Raw genomic sequence first — 23,709 nt, forward strand, 5'->3', positions numbered from 1 at the left:
AAATGGGCATTTACAGCGCATTAGCGGCTCCTGAGCCCGCAGATAGTGCCTAAACCCGTGGTTCGGTTAAATAGCGGCTTCTGAGTCCGCCAAGTTAGTCTTTGTGCAGGGAGTATCCTCTGCTTCTGGCTCGTTTACGTTTGCATGCACGCACTAGCTTGTATTCGCTCTATTTCATATCCCATTTCCTTCATAGCGGCCAGCCCGTCCTCGATGACAAGCATTTTCGCCCCGTTCCACCCGCAGTTTAATCCATATAAGAGCCACTCTCGAACCCGTTTGGGATGATTGAGATTGTAATCCTCTTCAGGCATGTTGTTACTATCATTAGCCAATATAAATCCCGAATTTAGTGGACACCCTGCGATAGGATCATCCCATGTGCGTATACGAATGTGTAAAGGGTGGATTTTGGAATTCTGTAAATAAATTTTCAGTTCGTGCATACAGGTCTGGCTCTCCACCCGTATAGACAGCGTATATTTATAGTCTACTCCGTCGATTGATATACTGCGCAGCTTGTTCTTCAACTTGATCACCTGTTCATATGAATTTGCTGGCGTGGGAAAGGGGGAGCAGAGATCAGGCCTTCTACAAATTGCCGCAAATCACAATTTCATCAGCCTGCTCCAGCACCTCGCGAACCCAGGCGGTGAACGAATGGATGAAGGCAAGCTGACCAGGGTCTTCTACAGACAGGGCATCAAGCTCCTGCACAACCTGTTCCCAGACCGCATTCGGAATCGGATTATCCCAGCAAGGATCGAAGGCTGCATAAATCTCGCCTGTGCGTATATCGGCAAGCGGGTATTTTTTCTGAATATAGGGCAGCATATCGCTGAAATCTTCCTCATAAATAAAAATCCGATTATTGGTTGGTTCTGCATCCTCATAACGAACGGGGCTAAAGGAATAGCCGATGCCGTTTTTAGGCCCGCTGTAACGATATTTCATGATGCGGATCGTTTCCGCCTGCTTTTTGTCCATGGCTCCTTCGGCCCCCAAATCCTAGTTTTATAGATTTCCCGCTTACTTGCCACTCATTTCATTTAAAGCATCCGGATAAATAATCGTTTCAAAAATGGTCCCCGTACCCTCGTCCTGAATGTTAATGGTGACCTTGAGCTCTTCGGGAGATACGCCAGCAATTGCTTGATAAGACATTGCCGCCGCTCCAATGCCAAAATTCGCAATTGCATCGAAGCTGTTTTTGTAAGCTTTTTGATCCACGATAAATGTAAACTCTGAGAAAGCTTTGTTATGCTTGACATCCTTAATAAATGCCAAATAGTTCCCACTTTTTAGATCCTCTATCGCTTGCAGCATGCCTTTTCCTGCTTTTTTCATTAATTCCTTATGAGCAGCTTTCGGCATTCTAAAAGTGACGGAACCGTCCGTATTTGTAGTAATTTCGTCAATCCCAATCTTCTTCGCATCAGCCGTTATACTGTCCATATCCTGGTCTTTGAGTATGGAAGCTGGCATCGTAAATTCGGTATGAAGCAGCCTGTTATCGACCTCAATCGATTGTGATTGCTCGTTTGTGTCCGCAGCTTTTTCAACTTCCGCAGCTTGAGCTTGTTGTTGATTTGTAGATGCTTGGGAACATCCGACAAGTGACAAGCATACGATTAATGCAGCCGCTCCCCATATATGTATTTTCTTCAAAAAAGGTACCCCCAATTTTATTTGGTAAATGTAAATCATTGGTAGTATACCACAAAGCTGAGGTAGAGAAGAGTTCTACTAGATTTATGCAGGCTGAGTGGAGCTGATGAAAGGCTAGAAAATCAGCTGAATGCCGCACCATTCCAACGAGTTCACGTCGTTGTCGGAGATTAGCTTGGGATATCATTAGGGAAGGGAACGGTATACAAGAATTTCGCAACAATCCGGATGTGGAAGCAGCATGTAGTGTAGCCATCGAGCTAATTGAAGGCGGAGTCATGATGAGTAAATTATTTGATGATGCTAAATATATTCGGTATTGTGTGGAGCAAGCAAAGGCTTATTTAAAGGAACAAATAGTTGCTTTAATGTCGTCTTAACCTGTCTTCTTAACTTTCCACCCTCTTGCCCTGTGTAGGCTAATCGCAACGAATAGGGATAGGATACTATTTTTTTGAAAAAAGAGCCAATGCCGCGATAGTTCGCGAGCATTGGCTTTTGTTCTATTGTGCTTTTATCATGCTTCTATCATCTCACATTTAATATTTAATGAGGTTGATAAATCTGATAAGCAAAGTGGTAAAGCGTCGTTTCATTAGAACTCAATACGGCATTATTGGAGCTGAACTGGATCGGAATAATATCAAAGTAGTGGTAGGAAACCCAGTTATCATAGCCATAAAGCCCAACACCAGGCTGGATGCTGGAGATGGAGGCAGTGAATCCTCCGCTGGAATTAGTAGTGGTAGTAGCCGTATAAAGCAGATTGTTTAGAACCGTTCTGATGCTCACGGTAATAGGGACATTAGCCGCTGCATTTCCGCTTGAATCTCTAGCCGATCCCGTCACGGTTATATAGTTTTGAATGCGATATTTATTGCCATATCCATAGGTCATATAACCTGAAACGTTAGGGTCGGAGGTAATATTCGATACCGTGACTGCCGCGGCCGCATTGCTCACGCTGAAGGTGTAAGGCTGCGAAGCATTAAACGAAGATGTGCTTAATACTCTAAAATAATAAGTGCCGGCACTCATGTTGTAGGTTCCACTTGTATTTTGGTTAATGGTGGCCAGTTGATTTAGGTTCTGGTTGTAAATGTTAACCTGATAGTTTGTGCCAGCAGCTGGATTGTTAAAAGATATCGTGTACTGCTTAGCTGCACTGACCGTGAATTTGATCCAGTCCTCGTCAAAAGCATTGTCGATAGTCTGGCTGACGGTAAAGGCGCTTGTTTTTGCCTTGGCATACACATAGTTGTCATCAGGCTCGGCACTGTCATAAACAGAGGATTGAACGACTGTAAAGTAGAACGGATTGCTTGCATCATAGCCAGCTACCGTATTTACGGCCAAATAATAAATGCCCGCTGGAGCAATCCGGCTTACTTGCTCGTCCATTTGCGGACCATAAACCGAATAATATTCCTCTACCAATTGCAAAGTATCTAAATCTAAGCGGAATAAGTGCAAATCATAATCGACAGATGCGGATTGCACCGTTTGTAAAAAAGCGGTCAGCTTGCTAGGCGCAGTCGTTTGAAAGTTAAACCACTTCTGCCCGCCAGCTTGGTCAATATAATCAAAATAGACTTGGCCTGTATTGATCGTATAGGCGTTGCCAGGATCGGTATTGTATACCGCCTGAGTCACGGAGTCGAGGGAGCGCTGTTGCAGGCTTTGTGTCGAACTAGAGATGTCTGAAGGTGCAGGCAACGCTTGTGTAAGGTCAAGCCTGCTGCTTTCCGGAATGTCGAAAGATGGCAATTGTGTGCTGCTGGTTGTCAGACTTACCTCGGGAATGGCCTGGGCATTCGCGCTAGGTGTGAAGGAAAACCCGCCAAATACTGCCGTGACTAGTAGAGAAACCGCCAATAAAAGCCGCTTGAACATGGTAAACTCTCCTTTTTCTTCTAGTAGACTACGAGTACAATCATTACATATTTATCTATTTTTGACAATTGTATTTTTGTGAACTTTTTGTCAAAATTTATATAAATGATAAATAAGAATAGCGAAAACAGGCATAAAAAATAGCCCCGACATCCACGTTGTAATGGAGGTGGGGGCTATTTGTGCATGAAGTAATCGTTTGGAGTTGGCTCGAAAACTACTCGTTCACGATGTCAGCGATCAGCTCGCTTGCAACCTCAATGACTTTAGGAATGACCACATCGTTCGTGCCGGAAACGTAAATATCGCCATCATAATGCCGGAAGGGGATCGAAGCTTCTCCGCAGCTCCACATAAAGAAATCGCCTTCTATGGACATCGTGGTAGCGCCTTTTACGGTAAACACCGATGTATACGAAAAATCAGGCTTCGACGCAAAATATTGTTTGCATTCTTCCAAAGAAATTGTCAGCGCCGACGAGTCGTTATTTTGCAAGACTCTTGTAATGCGATAGCGTTTGCTCATTGTAAACCCTCCAATTTAAGGTGTAGATTAACTTTTTTTATTTGATTATCTTTATAATTTGATTGTCTTGCGTTCTGACATATAGGTTGCAAGCCCCAGCATTAGCGCCATTCCCACAAGCACAGCTCCAACCCATGGGAGTGCGTTTAAGGACAGATGAGTGATGACCCAGCCGCCAATAAAAGCGCCCACCGCATTGCCGAGATTGCCGGCGGAGTGGCTGGAGGTAGAGGCGAGAGCAGGAGCGGCTTTGGCAAGGCTCATAATGCGAACCTGCAGCCCCGGCATAACCGCAAAGGAACCGGCTCCCCAGAGGAAAATCGTCACTACGGCCGCAGCTGGACTATGAATCGTAAAGGTTAGGATAGCCAAAATAACAGATATGGCCACATAAAGCCCTAAAATGGCGGGCATCAGCTTCCAGTCGGCAAGCTTCCCGCCGACAATGTTGCCGAGCGTTACGCCGCAGCCGAAAAGAACTAAAATCCACGTTACACTGTGCTCAGCAAAGCCCGTAACCTGTGTAAGCAGCGGCGTAATATAAGTGAAGACGGCGAATAGTCCGGAATTGCCGAGCGCGCATATTAGCAGGAATACAAGGAGCTTTGGTCTTGCAAGAGCGGCAAGCTGTTGAACGATGCTTGCTGTTTGTTCCTGCTTGATTTTTGGAATGAAAACCAGTATGCCTGCCAAGGCGATGGCGCCCATGATGGCAATAGCTCCGAATGAAGCTCGCCAGCCCATATTTTGTCCGATAAAGGTACCGAGAGGAACGCCAATGATATTGGCAATCGTGAGTCCAGCCATCATAATCGATACGGCCCCGGCCCGTTTGTTCGGCGGTACAAGATTGGAAGCGATCACGGCTCCGACCCCGAAAAAAGTACCGTGCGTCAACGCGGTAATGACCCGTGCGCCCATCAGGACGGCATAGCTAGGGGCAAAGACCGAAATGACATTGCCGACAATAAATAAAATCATCAGCAGACATAACAGCCGCTTTTGCGGAATTTGTTGGGTGAGCATGGTCAATATCGGGGCCCCGATGGCTACCCCAAGGGCATACATCGTAATGAGCTGTCCGGCAGCCGAGATGCTGACATGCAAATCTGTAGCGACATTAGGCAGAAGCCCCATGATGACAAACTCCGTCATGCCGATGGCAAAAGCGCCAACCGTAAGAGAGAGAATGGAGACCGGGAACGGTTCCTTGGCGGCCCGTTTCTGGCTTAAACGTTGAGATAGTTCCATGATGTAAAAGACAACCTTTCTGCTGTGCAAAATAAATCGCTAAACGCTACGATATGTATCCAAGCAATTAGACCTATTCCATCATTATTTAGGTTTTTGGGCGCAATATCAAGCTATTTATTAATGGCATTACATAAAATTTATATTGTAGTTGAGAATTATTCTCGATAAAATAGAGAGGCAGATAGATCAGGGCTTTTGCGGAAGGTGAAACGATGGATATAGAGCAGCATGTTAGGCTGTGGAATCAGGCTTCTATAAAAATATTAGACATACGTCATCAGGTTATGCGCACCGGGGAGCAAGTGAAGGGCTACCGGCTGCCAGCCAGCGGTTTTATATATACAACAAGAGGCGGCGCACGGGTTGCTCTGGACGGAAAATTCTATGAGGTGAACAAGCTGCAGGTGCTGCATGGCGGCAAGGGCATAGGTCTGGATATTTCCGGCGTCGAGGACTGCTTTGAATATTATATGATTTATTATCGGGCCAGCCTTCCGCTGCCCAGCAGCAGAGAGCTTCAAGCCTTGCTGGAGCAGCAGCTCCCTTTTCACCTTCAATACGCCTTCATTCCCCATTATCCGATTGCTTTATACAACTATGTTACAAGCCTTGATCAAATGTGGAGGCAAGCGGACGCACTTTCAAAATTTCAAGTCAAAACCTTATTTTATCAATTCGTCCACGAGCTGCTGCGGCAGCTGGAGGTACAGGGCATTCCCACAATTAAACCTAATATAGTGGCACAAGCTATCCATTACCTTAACGAGCGCTATGCAGAGCCGATCATGGTGGATGGTTTGGCGGAACTGCTGGATTGCAGTGCAGGACATCTATCAAGAATGTTTAAAAAAGAGACGGGAAGCAGCCTCATTGAATATTTGACGCGCCTTCGAATCCATAAAGCGAGAGAGCTCCTGCTGCATACCGATGCGTCTCTACAGGCGATTGCGGAAAGCGTGGGTATCCCAGACGCGATGTACTTCAATCGTATTTTCAAAAAATATGTGGGCATTTCTCCGGGACGCTTCAAAACGAACTACGTTCATTTGCCATCCGATCAGTATAATGCTACGGGCAGGTCAGAATCCTCCATTGTCAGGCGTTCCTTTCGCCGTTATATTCATAATGGTGATAATCATTATCAATATAAACAAAAAGGGGATTCACGCATACCAATGAAACCGAAACAGTCGATTACGCTTCTGCTTATGCTTAGCCTTACACTCATACTTTCAGCATGTTCTGGTTCAACCAACACGACGGCTGCGAGTGGCAATGGAAACGGCAGCAATGCAGCACAACAAGTGAACAGCGAGCAGGCAACCCAGCAGCCCGCCGCGCAGGATAAAGTCATTCAGCATGCGTGGGGAGAAACGGTTATTAAAGGGGAGCCTCAAAATATTATTTCTTTATTTCCGGCCGCTACTGATTATTTGCTGGCGCTTGGCATCGTGCCGCAGGCGGCATCAAGCAATGAAGAAGGCAGCGATCAATTTCCAACCTATCTTGCCGACCGCCTGCAAGGACAGAAAAATTTAGGCTGGCAGGTGGAGCCGAATTTTGAGAGCATTTTAGCCTTGGAGCCAGATCTGATTATTGGCCAAGACTTTATGGGTGAATCCTTTGCCAGCTTAAATAAAATTGCCCCTACCTTGTTTGCGGAGAAAGTAAAGGATGAGCAGGGCATTATTCGAATGAAGACGAGTCTGTTGAAGCTGGGAGACATGCTCGGAAGAACGGAGCAGGCGAAGCAGGTCATTGCAGAATACGAGAAGCTGGCCGCAGAGGGCAAAGAGAAAATCAAGCAAGCCATCGGTGATGGAACGGTTATGTTTTTGCGCCTGTCCGATAAGGAAGTGCGCTATTATAGCAAACGGAACTATGAAGTTCTTTATGACGATTTAGGCTTGCAAGCGCCAGCTTCTATACCGAATCCAGCGGATTCGATGCAGATAATCTCGCTAGAGAAGCTGCCGTCCATTGACCCTGACTACATCTTCTTATTGTCATCCGATCCTGCGGAAACGACGGAGATGCAGAAGACTGAAGTGTGGAAAAGCTTGAAGGCTGTTCAAAATAACCATGTCCATTTGGTGGACTATGGTCTATGGTTTCAAGGTCCTGGCGGTCCAATCGGCCAAACGAAAATTATTGAAGAAACGGTTCAATTTCTTACCCAATAAAGAGCGGCGAGCAGAGGAGGATGGTGTGAGATGGCAATATCAGCAATTGAGCAGCTCATTCGCGAAAGAAGAACAATACGTCAATTTAACGAACGGACATTGGCGAAGGAAACGGTCATTGCTCTGTTGGATGCGGCTGTATGGGCTCCGGTTCATTCGCGCAAGGAGCCTTGGCGATTCATTTTGTTTATGGGAGCCGGAAGGCAGCAGTTTTCAGATGCGGTGCTGCATACGTTCTCGGAAGACGAGCGGGAAAAATGGGGACAGAAGCTGCAGCTTGATTATTGCGAACGCATGCAAGCCCATTTGCTCATCGTCATAGAGGCTGACGCTAGGCAGCGGGAATGGGAGGATGCTGTTGGAGCGGGCTCTGCGCTTATACAGAATATCCAGCTGCTGGCGTGGGAGCAAGGAATCGGCGTCGTATGGAAGACGAATGAATATAATTTCGACCCGGATTTTTGCAGGCTTACGGGCGTAAAGCCAGGCGAACGAATTATCGGCACGCTGCATCTTGGTTATTTTGATCCCGATAAGAAGCCTAAGCCTCGACCTCGCACACCAGTGGGGGAACTGCTAACCTGTGTTACTGGGGAATAAAAGATCATTTCGTTCCGTTTATGAAAAAAGGGATCCCGACTTCTTCCGGGATCCCTTCTATGCCGTGCGGAACGAGCTTGCCGCGGCTATGCTGTTCTGACAGCCCACATATGAATTCAGATATCCATGGTACACCAATTCCAGCTTGGGCGTATGCTGGAGATCGCCAGGCGTTACGAGCAGCGGCGACTTGTCGATCAGGATCATCCCGCTTTGCTGAAACATCGTCGCCACGAATTGCGAGCAGAAGTATGAATTTTTGCGCTCCCATTCGATATTAAACAGAATGCCTAACATGCCAACCAAATTGTAGCTATACAAATCTTGATTTTGCTCAAAATGCTGAACCTGATTTCTCAGATTAGCATAAACTGCCGGGCTCACTGTGCATCGATAAAGGGCGCACATCGACTCGCCGAAAAACTCGCTGCTCACGTCTTCCCGGACGAATCCTCCCAAGAACGGATTGTTCGGATTTTTCCTGCCGAAGCTGTACACTTCGCGCAGGTCCGAATCAAAAGCGATTGAAGCATGATTCAGCGGATCCTTCGTGAACGATCGGATAATCTTTGTGAAGACGGTTCCCGTGTCCGTTAGAAGCACGTAAATTTCTTTTTCTATACTCATTCCATATGACCTCCACATTAAAGAACGTACATCTACTCTTAACTTTAATACAGGACAGTATGCTGTGGAACCTTCTAAGGTAATAGTTGCTCCCCGACCATGGTCTAGTTTATTCTTGCCCCGCGTGCGAACCCTTCTTTGCCATAGCTGTTATAGCCGATTGCCCGTCCGTAATGAAGCCTGATGCCGTGCAGCTCACCCCAGAAATCGTTAATATGGTCATGTCCAACGAACACGCCCCGTACATCACTCATTTCAAGAAAAGCAGCGAAAAGGCCCGAATTTACGTTTGGACACCCCATTCCCTCGTAATTATGTCCGTAGCAGCTGTGATAATTCCACACTTCATTGTATTCAGGCAAAGGAAGATGGAAAAAGGCGAGTGACGGCAGTGGAAGCCCATTATTTCGCCCGGTTAGTCGCTGGGATTGCTGCTCTGGGCAGCTCAATGGGATAGTCACCAAAGCCGGGTATAAGATATTTCTTATCGTGGCTTATTCCTATAAAATGATAAGCATAAGGCGATAAGAAGAAGGTGGCGAGCAAAATGTCCGATCATGAATACGCTTCGCAAGCGGGCGAATATGAGCGGCTGGACAACATGTGGTTCAAGCTTAGAGCGGTCGAAAAAAACGATAGCGACTCGGGGAGCTGGTCGTGTCGGCTGCAATTCATTGAATCGCATATGCTGCTGCTAATCGCATCCGGCAAGGGCTGGATTACCGTAGACGGGCGGTATTCGGAGCTAAGGGCAGGCAGTGCCTTTGTTTGTATGCCTGGTCAACTAATCGAGGCATCTCTGGATGTTTCGGGCGAGCGTGGACTTTATGTTGTGCACTTTGATGTGTTTGAGCAGCCCGAAACGTCGGAGCGGCGAACACAGAACGAGCCGCAGCCCCAAAATCTGCGGTTTCCCGTCGAAGGAGAAGTCGTGGCAGCCTCCATGATCGAATGGAGTGCACTTTGCGAGGCTATGGGCCATACGATGAAAAGCGAGGATCGCTTGCGGCGAATGCGCGGTCAAATTCAATTTTATGAGCTGCTGTACAGCCTGCTGCGAGATGGCAAGCGCGTATTGGACACGGAGTCCGAGGCTGCAATGGAGCGTGCCAAATTATATATCGAGCAGCATTACCGCGAGGAACTGACCATTGAGCTATTGGCGAGGGAGGCTGGCATTAGCTCGCGGCATTTTATCCGGCTGTTTAAGCAAACCTATGGCTGGAGTGCCATCGAATATTTGGCAAGATATCGCATTAGGCAGGCCCAGGAGCTGATGAAGCCCGACTCGGAATACCAGCTTAAAGATATCGCAAGCTACGTCGGTTATCAGGATGAGCTGTATTTTCGGCGCAAATTCAAAAAAATAACGGGCACGCCGCCGGCTGCATTTATGAAAAATGCTAAAAAAAGAATCGTAGCCTTTCATGCCAACATGATCGGACATTTGCTGGCGCTGCATATTACGCCTCATGCGGCTCCAGCCGAGCATCCATGGACTGAATATTACCGTCGAAAATACGATACCCATTCGGTTCTGCCCTTAGCGCACAATGATGATGTGAAAATAGAGCAGATACGCAGTACGAACCCGGATTACATTATCGGGATTAAAGAATTTACGAGTGCGGAAACAGAGAAGAAGCTTGAGGAGCTGGCGTTCACTTATTTGATGCCATGGCTGGAGCATGATTGGCGAATGCAGCTAAGATTGCTTGCCCAGTGGCTGGACAAGTCCTCAGAAGCGGAAGCTTGGCTCGATCAGTACGAACGAAAAACACGTGCTGTGCGGGAGCAAGTGAAGAAGGTATGGGGCAACGATTCTCTGCTCATTGCCCGAATATCGGGGCATGCGATTCACATTTTGGACAGCAGAAGCCTGGGTGAGGTGTTTTATGACGATCTCCAAATTGCGCCAGCGGCAGGTAATATGCTGGATCAGCCCGAGCAGCAATGGACACGGGATGAGCTGATGCATACGGATGCGGATAGGCTGTTGCTCATTGTAGATGATGATGCATCGGCGCAAGCAGCCTGGCAGGAGCTGCGGCAATCGGAGGCGTGGGGGCAGCTGAAGGCAGTCAGAAATAGGCGAATCGACCAGCTTCCTTCTTATCCATGGACCGAATATACAGCGTTCACGCAAGATTTGGTTTTGGACGAGGTGTTAAAGCTTTGGCGTAATCGTGCATAAAATGTTGGCGAGATCGTCGATAGGCGAGGAGGAAAGTATCCGTTATACTCCTAACAGTGATATTGATTCTCATTTTTAAAAATATAGGAAAGGATATGATTTTTTCATCCTTTCCTATATTTCAACGCGAAACGCTAGCTTTGCCGTCACAGGACAGCGACAGCCGTTTACGCTTGATGAGAAATGAGATATATCGACCGCTCAGGAGGGTACAGAAAAATGAAACAATCGAAGACAGCATTATCGCTAATCATGATCGCGCTGGTGGCGCTTGTGATGGCAGCATGCTCGGGGAACAATGGACAAGGAAATACGACTGCAACAGCATCAACATCGCCAGAGGCGAGCAATTCATCCAGCGAGCCAAGTGCCACGGCAGCGGATAGCGTCCGTACGGTAGCCAGCGAGAAGGGCGAAATTACAATTCCGGCAAATCCCAGCCGAGTGATTGGGCTTTCCATTGTGTATCCGGAATTTCTGCAAGCTTTGGACATTACGCCAATTGCCGTGCAAAATTATCATCCGGAGTTCCCGTCTTATTTGGAGGAAGCATTCAAAAATACAATTAAAATGGGTATCGCCACGACGCCTGATTTTGAAAAAATATTAGCCGCTGCGCCTGATCTGATTATTTCACCGATATGGTGGTCAGACAAAGACTACGATCAGCTTTCGAAAATTGCGCCAACTGTATTGCTGCCGCAGCGCGATGACTGGCGTGATGAGCTGAAGGATATTGCCAGCGTATTAGGCAAGCCAGAGGCTGCGGATAAGGTCATTCAGGATTTAGTTGATCAGGAACTGGCAGCCAAAGAGAAGCTCGATACGCTCGTTGGCGACGAAACGGTCATGTATATGATGATTATGCCAGATGGCATCGTTCTTTATGGTGAAAATATTGATCGCGGCAGCTTTATTCATAAGACGCTGGGGCTTAAAGCGGTTGAGAATTTCCCGCAGAGTGAGCTTTCCATTACCATATCGCTGGAGAAATTGCCGGAATACAATCCGGATCATATCATCTTGCAGATGAATGATGATAGCAATGAAACCATCCAGCAATATTACAAAGAGATCCAAAGCAGCTCATTATGGAAAAACATGACGGCTGTGAAGAAAAATCAGGTGTATCTGGTAGGCGGAGAGGAATGGTTTAATCTGGGCATGTCACCGCTGGCGAACCGTTTTGCGATAGATGCCGTTCTTCAGATTTTTGAAAATAATGGCCAATAGAGGGATGTCTTTATTGGAGAAGTTTTTTGTTACTTCGGTGTCAGCAGAAAACCCGGTATTGAGCTTTACCCTGGTGGAGCTGAGCGAGCCGCAAAATGCCGAGCTGCTGCTCCGAACATACGCCCCGATGATTGGGACCGAGGACATGCGTGTAGCAGCAGCCTTTTTTTGCAGCTGGTATGCTGGCGTCTGTGGAGCCATGCACAGCATGCTGGCCGCCGCAGATCGTAGAGCCGCAGCTTTGCGGATGACGAATATGTCAGTGCAGCTCAGCCGAATGGATGGAATGCCGCTCTTTTCCTTTCGCATTTATGAGGGGTGGAGTGAGACGATTCCCGCCGAGAATTCTACTGCGGAGCCTGCTGAAAATGCACAAGCCGCGCTATCTATTTTTTACCGGGATGAAGTGAGCCCGATTATTGCTGCGCTTTCGCAGGCATCACAGACCCCTGCTGCCTTGCTGTGGAAGCAGATTTATACTTCACTCTATGGCTATATGGAAGATGAAGCGATGGAGTCGGTGGACGAGGAAATCCAGTCAGCAGTCCGCGAGCGTTTCAGGCGCTGGGCCTGGGACATGGAGCCGGAAATTTTCGGGCTGCGCCGCAATCCTTTTCGCATGATGCCGAAATTTATGGAGCATCCGACTGCTCCCGGTCAGATAATGTTTGTGAAGGCGACCTGCTGCCTGGCCTATCGGCTTGAAGCGTTTCGTGGCTATTGCTGCAACTGTCCGATTACCCAGAGATAGAGAGCCCGACTATTTTGCTTAAATAGAGTGGAATGATAAACAGAAGTATGAAAATGATAACTATATCAATTGTAGCGCTTTCATGAGTAGTAGCGGTGATTTGTTTAGCTGTTTTTCACCGATTTTATTAGGACTTTGAGACTATTCAAATTTTACCAATAATTACTATAATTAGAATGTAATCTACTACAATATGGAAGGAGCATTTTGAGATGAATGATTTTATAAAGCGGCATTTGGTCTTTGTATTATGTTTAACGCTTGTTTTGTCAGCTGGGACAATCGGCTTTGTTTATCCGGCAAGCGCAGCGACGTTATTGGAGGACAGCTTTGATGGAGGAGCAGGCAATTGGACATCCTCTAGCGGAAGCTGGTCCGTCGTTCAAGACAGCGGCAATGCGGTTTATTCCCAATCGGGCACAAGCGAAGGCCGAACTTCTGCTGGCAGCCAGACATGGACCGATTATGCGGTGGAGGCCGATGTAAAGATCGTTGATTTTAATGGATCGACTAGAACGTATGTTGCAGGCAGATACGTGGATGGCAATAATTTTTATGCAGCGTCCTTGTATAACAGCAGTGGAGGCACACTTGAAATTAGGAAAAAAGTAAGCGGTTCCACAACGACTATAGCGAGCAAAACGAACTTTGGCCTGGCGACGGGTGTGTGGTACAAGGTGAAGCTTGAATTGAGTGGAACGTCCATCAAGCTTTATGTAAACGGCCAGCTTGAGCTTTCGGCTGCGGATTCCAGCTTAGCTGCGGGTGCAGCGGGTTTGGTTACTTTTAAATCTATTGCTAAGTTCGATAATGTAAGCGTTACCAATTCGAATTCGGTGCCAACGACACCAACACCTTCGCCGACAGTGGCTCCAACCCCGACTCCGACGGTGCAGCCAACGACTGCTCCATCCACCAGCCCGACTACTGCTCCAACACCGACACCAACGCCTTCTCCTACATCTGGACCTACCAGCGAATATCAACTAACTGGTTTTTCCGCAGGCAACACAGGGGGAGGCAGCATCGCCGAAACCGATTCCAAATATATAAAAGTATATAATGCAACGGATCTTGCCGCTGCGCTAAAGAAAGGCTCAGGCTATAAGGTTGTCGAAATCATGAACGATCTTGATCTAGGCTGGAACGAAATTCCGGCGGCAGCGAAGGTCTCGCCGTTCGCCTCTCACAACAGCGCATTAACGCACCCGGTTCTACTGAATACGGGCGTTAGCAAAATTACAGTGGACGGCTTCACGGGCCTGACGATTTTCTCCGCCAATGGCGCGAAGATCAAGCATGCTGCTTTTACCTTCAAGAGAAGTACGAATGTCATCATTCGCAATCTCGAATTTGATGAGCTGTGGGAGTGGGATGAAGCGACTAAGGGCGATTACGACAAAAACGACTGGGACTATATCACAATCGAAGAAAGCAGCAAGTTTTGGATCGATCACTGCACGTTCCACAAGGCATATGACGGACTGGTCGATGTGAAAAAAGGAAGCAATGGCGTCACCATTTCATGGTCCTCCTTCTTAGGTGATGACGGCAGCGCAGGCAGCTGGGTCACCCAGCAAATCAATGCGATGGAAGCGAATCAGTCGGCTTATCCGATGTACGCTTTTTTAAGAAGCAGTGCGGTGGGGCTGAGCAAGGCTGATATTATTGCGGTTGCTGCCAGCCAGAAGAAAGGACATCTGGTGGGCTCAACCGAATTTGCCAGCGATAATGCTGCGCTTGAAGTGACGCTGCATCACAACTATTATCAGGATCAGCAGGACCGGATGCCTCGCCTGCGGGCTGGAAACGTCCATGCCTACAATATCGTTATGGACAGTGCAGGCGCTTGGAGCGCCAGATCACGGATTACTTCGGCGATGGAGACAGCCATTTCCGGCAATAGCTATCATTTTGGCGTAACGAGCAATGGAGCGATTTCCACAGAAAATGGCGCTGTGCTGGTGGAGAAATCAGTCATTATTGATGTTTATTACCCGCTTCGCAATAATCAAAAGGATGCCAGTCTCCCTGACTATACGGGGAAAATCGCGGCTATAGACACGATCTATTCGCTGAACGGAACAACCTTTAGAGGAAATAGCGACACAGCGGGAAGCCCGCTTTCTCCAGTTCCAGCAGCGATCAAGCCTTTTTCCTGGAACGGATTCACAACACTTCCTTATAGCTATACAGCTGATGATCCTGCGACATTGAAAGCAAGGCTCGTGGCTGCGAATGGCGCGGGTGCGGGCAAGCTGTCGTGGGCTAAAGTGAACTGGCTGCAAACGAGCTAGTCGTCCTAATTTGGCAGCAGCTGATACAATAGGCTTGGGGGAAAGAGCAAAGGTGATTAGAATCGAAAGATGATCACCTTTGCTCTTTTCTATATCTTTTTTAAAGTTTTAGCGTATTCAAAATGAGGAGAAAGCTGAAAAAACTTGCGCTTAATGGTGCTTATAAAATCATTATTTACCGATCGTTCTAGATATGTTATATTGTTGGAGCGGGAGGAATAGACGGATAAGAAGCCGAGAGTTAGGAGAAGTGGCGCGAGACCTTGCCGCGGAGTGCTTATAGCAATATTAGAATGATCATTCTAGTTATAGCAGATGGAGAAGGGAAGGATTGCATATGGAATATCGCTTATTAGGAAATACAGGTCTTAAAGTAAGCAGTTATGTATTAGGTACAGGCACTTTTGGTTTTTGGGGGAATAATACGGAGAAAGAAGCGGCAGTCATTTTGGATGAGGCTTTGGCTGGAGGCATTAACGTGATCGACACGGCAGATGTCTATTCAAGCGGTCAATCCGAAGAAATTCTGGGCAACCTCTTAACGGGACGCAGGCAGGATGTGATTCTGGCTACGAAAGGCGGTATGCCTATGGGCAGCGGGCTCAATCAATCCGGCAACTCGAAATATTGGATTAAGCGTGCTGTAGAGGGCAGCTTGAGAAGGCTGCAAACGGATTATATCGATTTGTACCAACTACATCAGCCGGATCTCCATACGGATATTGAAGAGAGCCTTGATGCACTTACGGACCTGGTTCGTGAAGGGAAGATTCGCTACATTGGTACATCGAATTTTCAAGCATGGCAGGTAACCGAAGCACAATGGACTAGCGAACGCAAAAATACTGCGCGCTTTGTATCCGAGCAAGCCCCGTATTCGATTGTCAATCGGAGTATCGAATTCGATTTGCTTGCTGCAACCGCAAAATACGGAATGGGCGTAATGGTTTGGAGCCCGCTTTCGGGTGGCCTGCTAACGGGAAAATACCGCTCGGGAGAAGCTGTTGCCCCGGATTCAAGAGCAGCCGGTTCTCTAGGGAAGCTTTCAACTGTTGTAGACCCAAATCGAGAAGAAAATCGCACCAAGTTCGAAGCTGTTGCTAAGCTCCAAACCCTAGCAAATGAAGCAGGATTAACGTTGCCTCATCTTGCCATGGCATTTACACAAGCTCACTCGTCGGTTACTTCTGCTATAGTGGGAGCAAGAACAATTGAGCAGCTGCGTGAAACGTTAAAGGGCAGCGACATCCGATTAAGCACGGATATTCTGGATGCAATAGATGCCATCGTTCCGCCGGGAGTAACCCTGGATGCCCTTGAAAAAGGCTGGATGCCTGATTGGTTGCAAGCAGACAAACGAAGAATCTTGGGTTAAATATATAAGCTAGGCCTCATATCTTCAATGTATTTACGCTTTTATTTTCAGTTTGCCAATCGTTCACTTAAATGTATAATGATTATTCGAGGTGATCACGATGGCAAGATCCAAAGAATTTGAAATCAATGAAGTATTAGATAAAGCCATACAGCTATTCTGGGCACAAGGGTATGAGAAAACTTCAATGAATGAATTAGTAAACTTTATGGGCATTCACCGTAGAAGTATTTATGATACGTTTGGGGATAAGCATGCCTTGTTTATAAAAGCTCTAGAACGATATGAAGCTAAGCAGGCCAATAAAATGAAATTTTTGGTTGAAAAGCGAACGCCGGTAAAGGAAATCATTCGGGAGCTGTTTGAAGCGACAATAAAAAATGAAGGTGAACCTCTTGGATGTTTTCTCGTGAATTCAGGTGTGGAACTGGGCGTGTTGGATCCAGAAGTAGCATCCCTTGTGGATGAGAGTTATTCACGGACAGAGGAATTGTTGACTAACCTTGTTCTGGAGGGCCAGCAATCGGGTGAGATCAAGGCTGACCTTGAGCCTGAAATGATTTCTCATTATTTAATGAATGCGTGGTTGGGACTGCGTACGCTGGTCAAGACAACAACGGACCAACAAAAATTTAACAATATTATTGCTATGACACTGTCCGTTTTAGATTAAAAGTGTCATTCCAACATGACGGGCAAAAGAAGTCACCTAAAAGGAGGCTTGTTTGTTTCTGTGATACAAGTTCCCTCTTGTTTCTAGTGCAAGAAAGAACTTGTATCTTATGCCTTAAACATCAAACAAGCCAAGGAATGCCGCTCCAAAAGCGAAATTTTTAGCCGTAAAAAAATTCTTTACTGTTCGTTCTAAAATAGCTATACTAATAGCAAGTTAGATCTAACTGTTTTTTTTGCTCAAATAAGAATGATCGTTCTAAAATTGTGTTTAAAACTTATTTACACTAATCTGCATGCTATGAAGGAGAGAATAGGATGAAGTATACCGTTATTACAGGAGCAAGCTCAGGGATTGGATATGAGACGGCATTGGCGTTTGCTGCACGCGGCAAAAACCTGATTTTGGTAGCTAGAAGATTGGATAAATTAGAAGAGCTTAAATCAACCATTCAGGAAATAGATCCTAGTGTAACGGTTATTGTTCAAACAAGTGACCTGTCTGTTGCAGAACAGGCCTACACCTTGTATAGCAAGCTAAAGGAATACCAAATTGAAGCTTGGATTAACAATGCGGGGCTCGGAGAAGCTGCTTTTGTAGCCGACCAGAATTTGGATACAGCCCAAACGATGCTGCGTGTTAATATCGAATCCTTGACGATCCTTTCTACCCTATATGTGCGTGATTATGCAGATGTTGAAGGAACTCAATTAATTAACGTTTCATCCGCGCTCGGTTATGCCATTGCTGTTGGGAATGTTGCTTATTCTGCATCTAAATATTACGTTAGTGCCTTCACAGAAGGGCTTGCGAAAGAACTGGAACTGAAAGGTGCGCAACTAAAGGCAAAGGTTTTAGCGCCAGCTATAACAGAAACGGAATTCCTGAAGAAATCATTAGGTGCTGAAGAATTTGATTTCAAAGCCAACATGCCTAAGTACCACACTGCCAAGCAAATGGCGGGGTTCATGGTGAAGCTTTATGATAGCAACGAAGTGGTAGGGATCGTAGACCAGAACTATGATTTCAACCTGAGAGGCCAAATCTATCCGGTCATTTCAGAATTTTAAAATCCATTCACATATCCGTGGAACAATAGAAATAGGAGGGTATTCGATTGAAAAAGTTATGGAGCAAAACAAACATTGGAACAATGAAACTGCCTCACCGTTTAGCAATGGCACCAATGACACGTAGCCGATCGCAAGAAGATGGTACACCAGGAGAGCTAACTTCCCTTTATTATGCTCAGCGTGCATCAATGGGACTCCTTATTACGGAAGGTACACAGCCTTCTGATGATGGGCAAGGTTACTTATGGTCTCCTGGAATCTATACGGATAAACATATTGAAGGATGGAAAAAGGTTACAGATGCCGTGCATGAAGCAGGAGGATATCTGTATATCCAATTAATGCATGCCGGTCGCATGTCGCATCCTGATAATACACCACATCATCGCCAAGCTGTTGCGCCATCTGCAATCGCGCCCGGTGTAGAAATGTTTACCGCTAAAGGCATGCAGGACATTCCCGTTCCTCGTGAGTTAAGTGAAGAGGACATTCAAACGACCATAGCGGATTTTCGGAAAGCAGCAGCGGCGGCTATTAAAGCAGGTGCGGATGGCGTTGAAATTCATGGAGCCAATGGTTATCTGATTAATCAATTTATCGGAGAAAATTCGAATACACGGACGGATGGATACGGGGGATCTATAGAAAATCGTGCCCGCTTCGCGATCGAAGTAACGAAAGCTATCGTCGAAGAAATTGGTGCCGAAAGAACAGGCTTCCGTATTTCCCCAGGGACACCTCTTGGCGGGATCCAGGATGGTGAACAAGGTCCTGAGCTTTATCGCTACCTTGTAAAGGAATTAGCTAAATTGGATTTAGCTTACCTTCATGTCATGCATCTTGGAAATGAACAGCTGCTCCAAGACATTCGCTCCATCTGGACGAATCCATTGTTAGTCAATCGGGCTGGCAGAGCTCTGGAGGATCTCAGCTTGGATATAGATAGCGGCCTTGCTGATCTGGTGCCGGTTGGTGTATGGTCACTAGCCAATCCGGATTTAGTGGAACGGCTACAAAAAGGTACGCAACTAAATGAAGCAGATCCGACAACGTTTTTTGGTTTAGGAAGTAAAGGTTACACCGATTATCCTACGATGGAAGAATTAGAAGCGAAACAGGGGTTACAATAGCATAAAGACTGAAATATGGCGTGCAACTGAAAATTGTGCGCCATATTTTTAGTCTAAAGGAAGAGGATGAAACATGAAAGCAGCACAAATCCAGAAATATTCTAAAGAAATCCGAGTAGAATTGAATGATATTGACTTACCGCAGATCAATAGCCATGAGGTACTTGTCAAAGTAAAAGCGGCAGGCGTAAATCCGTTGGACATCCTTAATCTGAATGGCAGTGTGCGGTTGATTGCTGGCTATAAGCTGCCATTAACTTTAGGAAATGAACTATCTGGCGTTATTGAAGCCGTTGGTGATGAAGTGTTGAAATTTAAGGTTGGTGATCCTGTATATACGAGACTGCCGCTTCATAAAATCGGTGCTTTTGCTGAATATGCAGCCGTGAATGAAGCTGCTTTATCCATCATGCCTGACAATCTGTCCTTTAATGAAGCTGCTGCGGTACCCCTTACTGCCTTGACTGCATATCAAGCGTTGCATGATGTACTACATGCCCAGCCGAATAAAAAGCTTTTCATTCCCGGAGGAACCGGAGGATTTGGCGCTATGGCAATCCCCATGGCCAAGTCAATGGGATTATATGTGATTACAAGTGGCAGTGAAAGAGGCAAATCACGTACACTGTCGATTGGGGCTGATCAATTCATCAATTATAAGACAGAGAATTACGCCGACATCCTGTCCAATATTGATTATGTAATCGACACCTTGGGCAGCAAAGAGATCAAGGCTGAACTGGGCATTTTAAAGCCACAGGGGAAATTGGTATCATTGAAAGCCGGGCCAAATTATCGCTTTGCAGTTGACAATCATTTTCCAATGTGGAAAAAAGCATTGTTTGGTTTAGCGGGTGCCCGCTTTGATTCTTTAGCCCGTAAAAATCAAAATGAATACCGTTTTTTATTTGTTCAAGCCAATGGCAGTCAATTGCAAGAAATCACTAAGCTTGTTGAAAAAGAAAATATCAAGCCCTCTATAGATGCAACGTATTCGTTTAATGACATGAACAAGGCGTTGTTAAAAGTGTCGACGGGTCACTCTCAGGGCAAAGTAATTGTAACCTTCTAAATAATAAACAACTTCAGTGATGCTGCTCGTGTTTCTTGACAGGGGGAATCCAAATGGCCAGAAGCAAAGAGTTCGAAGAGTCCGTTGTATTAGATAAAGCGATGAGACTATTTTGGGAACAGGGCTATGAGAAGACATCCATGACCGACCTGGTCAATCATATGGGAATCCATCGTAGAAGCTTGTATGACACATTTGGCGACAAACATACGCTGTTTCTAAAGGCAGTAGAGCTTTATGAAAATAAAATTAGCACCGCACTTGCAGCAGGGGTGAAGCGATCCAAAACTGCAACGGAAGCCCTTCAGTCTATAGTCGGGTTCATGATCTGCGGAGAAGAGAATCCAGCTTCTGGCTGCTTAATCGTGAATTCGACGGTGGAATTGGCGGCTCGTGATGCAGATATGAATAACAAATCCATTGAGATGTTTTCGGCCGAAGAGCAGCTATTCAAGGACATTATTCTGTGGGGGCAGCAAGACGGTGAATTCACATCTGAGTACGACGCTGGGGAAATGGCGGAATATCTGCATAATGTAGGGGTTGGCTTAAGAGTGATGGCCAGAACGTCGATTTCAAAAGAAAAGCTTATCCGTATAGCTAATCTATCCATGAGGTTTATAGTGCAATGATATTTTTTTCACCATAAAAGAATGATCGTTCTAATTTTAATTACTATGCCGTTCAATCTAGCGAGCTAAGAAAGGTATTATTAAGGATTAAACTCTAGGAAGGGTATGCAAACGGAAGCCCTGCACAGTCACAGAGACCACTATGGCTGAGAACACGCGGTTTTGGAAACCCATTCCTTTTTTGAAGGACTGAGTTTCCACTATTCTGGATTATACTCCCATTTTAGGCCTTGATAACCCATGATTCGGTTGAAATAGCGGCTGCTGTGTCCTCAAAGTCTATCTTTGTGTCTTTGTGCAGGAACAGAGCTCTGAAAAGAGCAGCATGAAGCTGCCTTTTGGTAAGTACGCTCACATTTATGAGCTGTGCCATTCCCGGTAGTTGAGGGAAGACGTTTGTACGCTGGCTTCTTTCGGGGTCTAGCTCGCTTGTGTTCGCATACATGCCCTAAAATAAAAATGAGGTGGACTCAAAATGAAAAAGACAGTTCTGATCACCGGAGTATCCGGTGGGATCGGTAAAGAGTTAGCAGACCGTTTTGCCAAGGATGGACATAATATGGTGCTGGTCGCTCGCAGCGAGGATAAAATATTGGAGCTTGCACAGGAGTATCAGAATAAATATGGCATTCAGGCGACGGTCATTGCCAAGGATGTTGCGGCACCTGGGGTGCCGGAGGAGATTTTCAACGAGCTTAAGGAGAAGGAGATCGACGTTGACTATCTTGTCAACAATGCTGGCTTCGGTTTGTTTGGGACTTTTATGGAGACGGATATGGAGCAGGAGATAAATATGATTGACGTTAATATTAAGGCTCTAACGGTTATGACAAAGCTTTTCCTGCCGGATATGATTAAACGTGGACATGGGGGAGTGATGAATGTGGCTTCGCTTGTGGGCTTCTTCCCTGGGCCTATGATGTCGGTTTATTACGCGACGAAGGCATACGTGCTATCGTTCACCGAGGCATTGGAAAACGAAGTAAGCGGCACAGGGGTTACGGTGACGGCATTGTGCCCAGGGCTGACATCAACTGGCTTTGTTGATCGTTCGGGCATGGGTGCCTCGAAGATGGTAAAAGGCGCGATCATGGAAGCCGGACAGGTGGCTGAAGAAGGATATCGAGGCTTCTTGCGTGGCAAGACGTTAATTATGCCAGGTGCTCGAAACCGACTCATCGCATTTATGCCGCGGTTGTTGCCACGTAAGCTAATGACCCGCATCATTAGATTCTCACAGGATAGAACAGGACATTAACCCGAACGAGAAGCGGAATACACTGAACAAGTGAAGCGGTCTCGGTTCTTCGTTGTAACAAACCACCAAGATGGCTCAATCTAAAAATTAGCGGTTGAAAAAATAAACATAAACCCTCTAAAAAACACTTTGAAAATCCACCAATTTTGCCGATAGATTACTTGATAGCTAAAATACAGAGATACTCGAAGGGAGAGCGGTTTGTTTATGAAATTAGTAAAGTTAAGCTTGTTAATTTGCTTGCTTTTAAGTCTAGCGAGCACGACTTTGTTCGCCGCGACTACGAAATCAACAGCTGATTTCACGGATTTGAAGGATCTGGATGCCGCAACGAAAGCCAAGTTCGATGCACTGATTAATGCGGGAGTTTTCGAGGGTGTTTCGGAAGGCACATTTGGGCTGAAGGAAGAGATGAATCGCGCTCAATTTGCAAAGGTAGCTGCTTTAATTTTTGGTCTGAAAGTGGATTCTGAGCTTAAAACATCGAGCTTTAATGATGTAGGTGCTGATAGTGCATCCTACGGTTATGCTTTGCCTTATATCGAAGCTCTTAAAACAGCAGGAATTACAGATGGAACCGGGGAAGGTACTTATAACCCAGCTGGTAAAGTTACGAAAGAGCAGCTGGCAACCTTCCTGATCAAAGGATTGGGAAAACAGGAAGATGCAAAGCAAACACCGGGTGTTACCGACAATTCGGTATCCGAATGGGCTAAGGGTTATGTCGCCTATGCGCTTGACAACAAGCTTGTGAGCAATAATCCTGATGGAACGTTCGGGGGGAAAAGCAATGCGACAAGAGAAATGCTTGCTATCACTTCATATGAAGTAGCTGTACAGACAGGTGTTGTGGACGATGTTGTTCCTTCGCCAACGCCTACACCTACACCTACTCCAACGCCAACATCAACATCGGTTTCATCATCGACCTATAGCCCAGCGGCAACGCCGACACCGGAGCCAACGGCAACACCAACACCAGAGCCAACGGCAACACCAACACCAGAGCAATCGGCAACGCCGACACCGGAGCAATCGGCAACGCCGACACTGGAGCCAACAGCAATGCCGACGCCAGAACCGACGGCAACGTCGACACTCCCGCCGATGGAGACGCCATACAACCCAATGCCAACACCGTACAACCCGCCAACACCGTACAACCCGATGCCAACACCATACAACCCGATACCACCAACCCCAACGGAAATACCGTAAAGGGAGTCAGGGACGGCATTATTATCGACAGCATTCATGATATTAATAGTTA

The 23,709-nt window shown here is 46.4% G+C and carries 22 protein-coding genes; 14 read left to right on the forward strand and 8 right to left on the reverse strand.

What is annotated here, in order from left to right; all coding sequences use genetic code 11:
• Positions 1-134: 134 nt before the first annotated feature.
• The 6 genes from ABEW34_RS05200 to ABEW34_RS05225 all read right to left on the reverse strand — a co-directional run bounded on the left by ABEW34_RS05200 (position 135) and on the right by ABEW34_RS05225 (position 5,338).
• Positions 135-530, reverse strand: a complete 396-nt coding sequence (locus ABEW34_RS05200; protein WP_430155524.1) for a hypothetical protein — start codon at positions 528-530, stop codon at positions 135-137.
• A 61-nt stretch (positions 531-591) separates the two neighbouring features.
• On the reverse strand, positions 592-987 hold the full coding sequence (locus ABEW34_RS05205; RefSeq protein WP_430155527.1) for a hypothetical protein: 396 nt from the start codon (positions 985-987) through the stop codon (positions 592-594).
• Positions 988-1,029: 42 nt separating this feature from the next.
• On the reverse strand, positions 1,030-1,668 hold the full coding sequence (locus tag ABEW34_RS05210) for a hypothetical protein (protein ID WP_430155530.1): 639 nt from the start codon (positions 1,666-1,668) through the stop codon (positions 1,030-1,032).
• 546 nt (positions 1,669-2,214) lie between these two features.
• On the reverse strand, positions 2,215-3,561 hold the full coding sequence (locus ABEW34_RS05215; protein WP_430155533.1) for an Ig-like domain-containing protein: 1,347 nt from the start codon (positions 3,559-3,561) through the stop codon (positions 2,215-2,217).
• A gap of 217 nt (positions 3,562-3,778) precedes the next feature.
• On the reverse strand, positions 3,779-4,087 hold the full coding sequence (locus ABEW34_RS05220; protein WP_430155536.1) for a hypothetical protein: 309 nt from the start codon (positions 4,085-4,087) through the stop codon (positions 3,779-3,781).
• 51 nt (positions 4,088-4,138) lie between these two features.
• Positions 4,139-5,338, reverse strand: coding sequence for an MFS transporter (locus ABEW34_RS05225; protein ID WP_430155539.1), 1,200 nt, complete (start codon positions 5,336-5,338; stop codon positions 4,139-4,141).
• A 215-nt stretch (positions 5,339-5,553) separates the two neighbouring features.
• On the opposite strand from ABEW34_RS05225, the gene ABEW34_RS05230 reads away from it, so the two are divergent.
• Both ABEW34_RS05230 and ABEW34_RS05235 read left to right on the forward strand, forming a co-directional pair.
• On the forward strand, positions 5,554-7,524 hold the full coding sequence (locus ABEW34_RS05230) for an ABC transporter substrate-binding protein (RefSeq protein ID WP_430155541.1): 1,971 nt from the start codon (positions 5,554-5,556) through the stop codon (positions 7,522-7,524).
• Positions 7,525-7,554: 30 nt separating this feature from the next.
• Positions 7,555-8,124, forward strand: coding sequence for a nitroreductase family protein (locus ABEW34_RS05235; protein WP_430155544.1), 570 nt, complete (start codon positions 7,555-7,557; stop codon positions 8,122-8,124).
• Positions 8,125-8,181: 57 nt separating this feature from the next.
• Here ABEW34_RS05235 and ABEW34_RS05240 read toward each other — a convergent pair whose 3' ends face one another.
• Complete coding sequence (locus tag ABEW34_RS05240) at positions 8,182-8,751, reverse strand: hypothetical protein (protein ID WP_430155546.1); 570 nt, start codon at positions 8,749-8,751, stop codon at positions 8,182-8,184.
• Between the two features lie 104 nt (positions 8,752-8,855).
• Entirely contained in the window at positions 8,856-9,200 is a 345-nt protein-coding gene (locus tag ABEW34_RS05245; RefSeq protein WP_430155549.1) for a hypothetical protein, read from the reverse strand.
• A gap of 98 nt (positions 9,201-9,298) precedes the next feature.
• Here ABEW34_RS05245 and ABEW34_RS05250 point away from each other — a divergent pair, with 98 nt between their 5' ends.
• The 12 genes from ABEW34_RS05250 to ABEW34_RS05305 all read left to right on the forward strand — a co-directional run bounded on the left by ABEW34_RS05250 (position 9,299) and on the right by ABEW34_RS05305 (position 23,657).
• Positions 9,299-10,945, forward strand: coding sequence for a helix-turn-helix domain-containing protein (locus ABEW34_RS05250; protein ID WP_430155552.1), 1,647 nt, complete (start codon positions 9,299-9,301; stop codon positions 10,943-10,945).
• A 219-nt stretch (positions 10,946-11,164) separates the two neighbouring features.
• On the forward strand, positions 11,165-12,178 hold the full coding sequence (locus ABEW34_RS05255; RefSeq protein WP_430155555.1) for an ABC transporter substrate-binding protein: 1,014 nt from the start codon (positions 11,165-11,167) through the stop codon (positions 12,176-12,178).
• 13 nt (positions 12,179-12,191) lie between these two features.
• Complete coding sequence (locus tag ABEW34_RS05260; RefSeq protein ID WP_430155558.1) at positions 12,192-12,929, forward strand: hypothetical protein; 738 nt, start codon at positions 12,192-12,194, stop codon at positions 12,927-12,929.
• A 212-nt stretch (positions 12,930-13,141) separates the two neighbouring features.
• Positions 13,142-15,226: a LamG-like jellyroll fold domain-containing protein gene (locus ABEW34_RS05265; RefSeq protein ID WP_430155560.1), complete on the forward strand. Its 2,085-nt coding sequence runs from the start codon at positions 13,142-13,144 to the stop codon at positions 15,224-15,226.
• A 337-nt stretch (positions 15,227-15,563) separates the two neighbouring features.
• A complete protein-coding gene (locus ABEW34_RS05270; protein ID WP_430155563.1) occupies positions 15,564-16,601 on the forward strand; it encodes an aldo/keto reductase in 1,038 nt (345 codons plus the stop codon).
• A gap of 100 nt (positions 16,602-16,701) precedes the next feature.
• Positions 16,702-17,274 carry a TetR/AcrR family transcriptional regulator gene (locus ABEW34_RS05275; RefSeq protein ID WP_430155566.1) on the forward strand — a complete coding sequence of 191 codons (573 nt, stop codon included), beginning with the start codon at positions 16,702-16,704 and terminating at the stop codon, positions 17,272-17,274.
• Between the two features lie 317 nt (positions 17,275-17,591).
• On the forward strand, positions 17,592-18,344 hold the full coding sequence (locus ABEW34_RS05280; protein WP_430155569.1) for an SDR family NAD(P)-dependent oxidoreductase: 753 nt from the start codon (positions 17,592-17,594) through the stop codon (positions 18,342-18,344).
• 47 nt (positions 18,345-18,391) lie between these two features.
• The gene (locus ABEW34_RS05285) at positions 18,392-19,477 is read left to right on the forward strand and encodes an alkene reductase (RefSeq protein WP_430155572.1); all 1,086 of its coding nucleotides are present in this window, start codon (positions 18,392-18,394) and stop codon (positions 19,475-19,477) included.
• A 73-nt stretch (positions 19,478-19,550) separates the two neighbouring features.
• Positions 19,551-20,549 carry an NADP-dependent oxidoreductase gene (locus tag ABEW34_RS05290; protein WP_430155575.1) on the forward strand — a complete coding sequence of 333 codons (999 nt, stop codon included), beginning with the start codon at positions 19,551-19,553 and terminating at the stop codon, positions 20,547-20,549.
• A gap of 53 nt (positions 20,550-20,602) precedes the next feature.
• Positions 20,603-21,181, forward strand: a complete 579-nt coding sequence (locus tag ABEW34_RS05295) for a TetR/AcrR family transcriptional regulator (RefSeq protein ID WP_430155578.1) — start codon at positions 20,603-20,605, stop codon at positions 21,179-21,181.
• Between the two features lie 475 nt (positions 21,182-21,656).
• Positions 21,657-22,439, forward strand: coding sequence for an SDR family NAD(P)-dependent oxidoreductase (locus ABEW34_RS05300; RefSeq protein WP_430155581.1), 783 nt, complete (start codon positions 21,657-21,659; stop codon positions 22,437-22,439).
• 207 nt (positions 22,440-22,646) lie between these two features.
• On the forward strand, positions 22,647-23,657 hold the full coding sequence (locus ABEW34_RS05305; RefSeq protein WP_430155583.1) for an S-layer homology domain-containing protein: 1,011 nt from the start codon (positions 22,647-22,649) through the stop codon (positions 23,655-23,657).
• The last annotated feature ends 52 nt before the right edge of the window (positions 23,658-23,709 follow it).

Origin of the sequence: Paenibacillus algorifonticola (genome assembly GCF_050481745.1) — a bacterium.
GTDB lineage: Bacteria > Bacillota > Bacilli > Paenibacillales > Paenibacillaceae > Pristimantibacillus > Pristimantibacillus algorifonticola_A.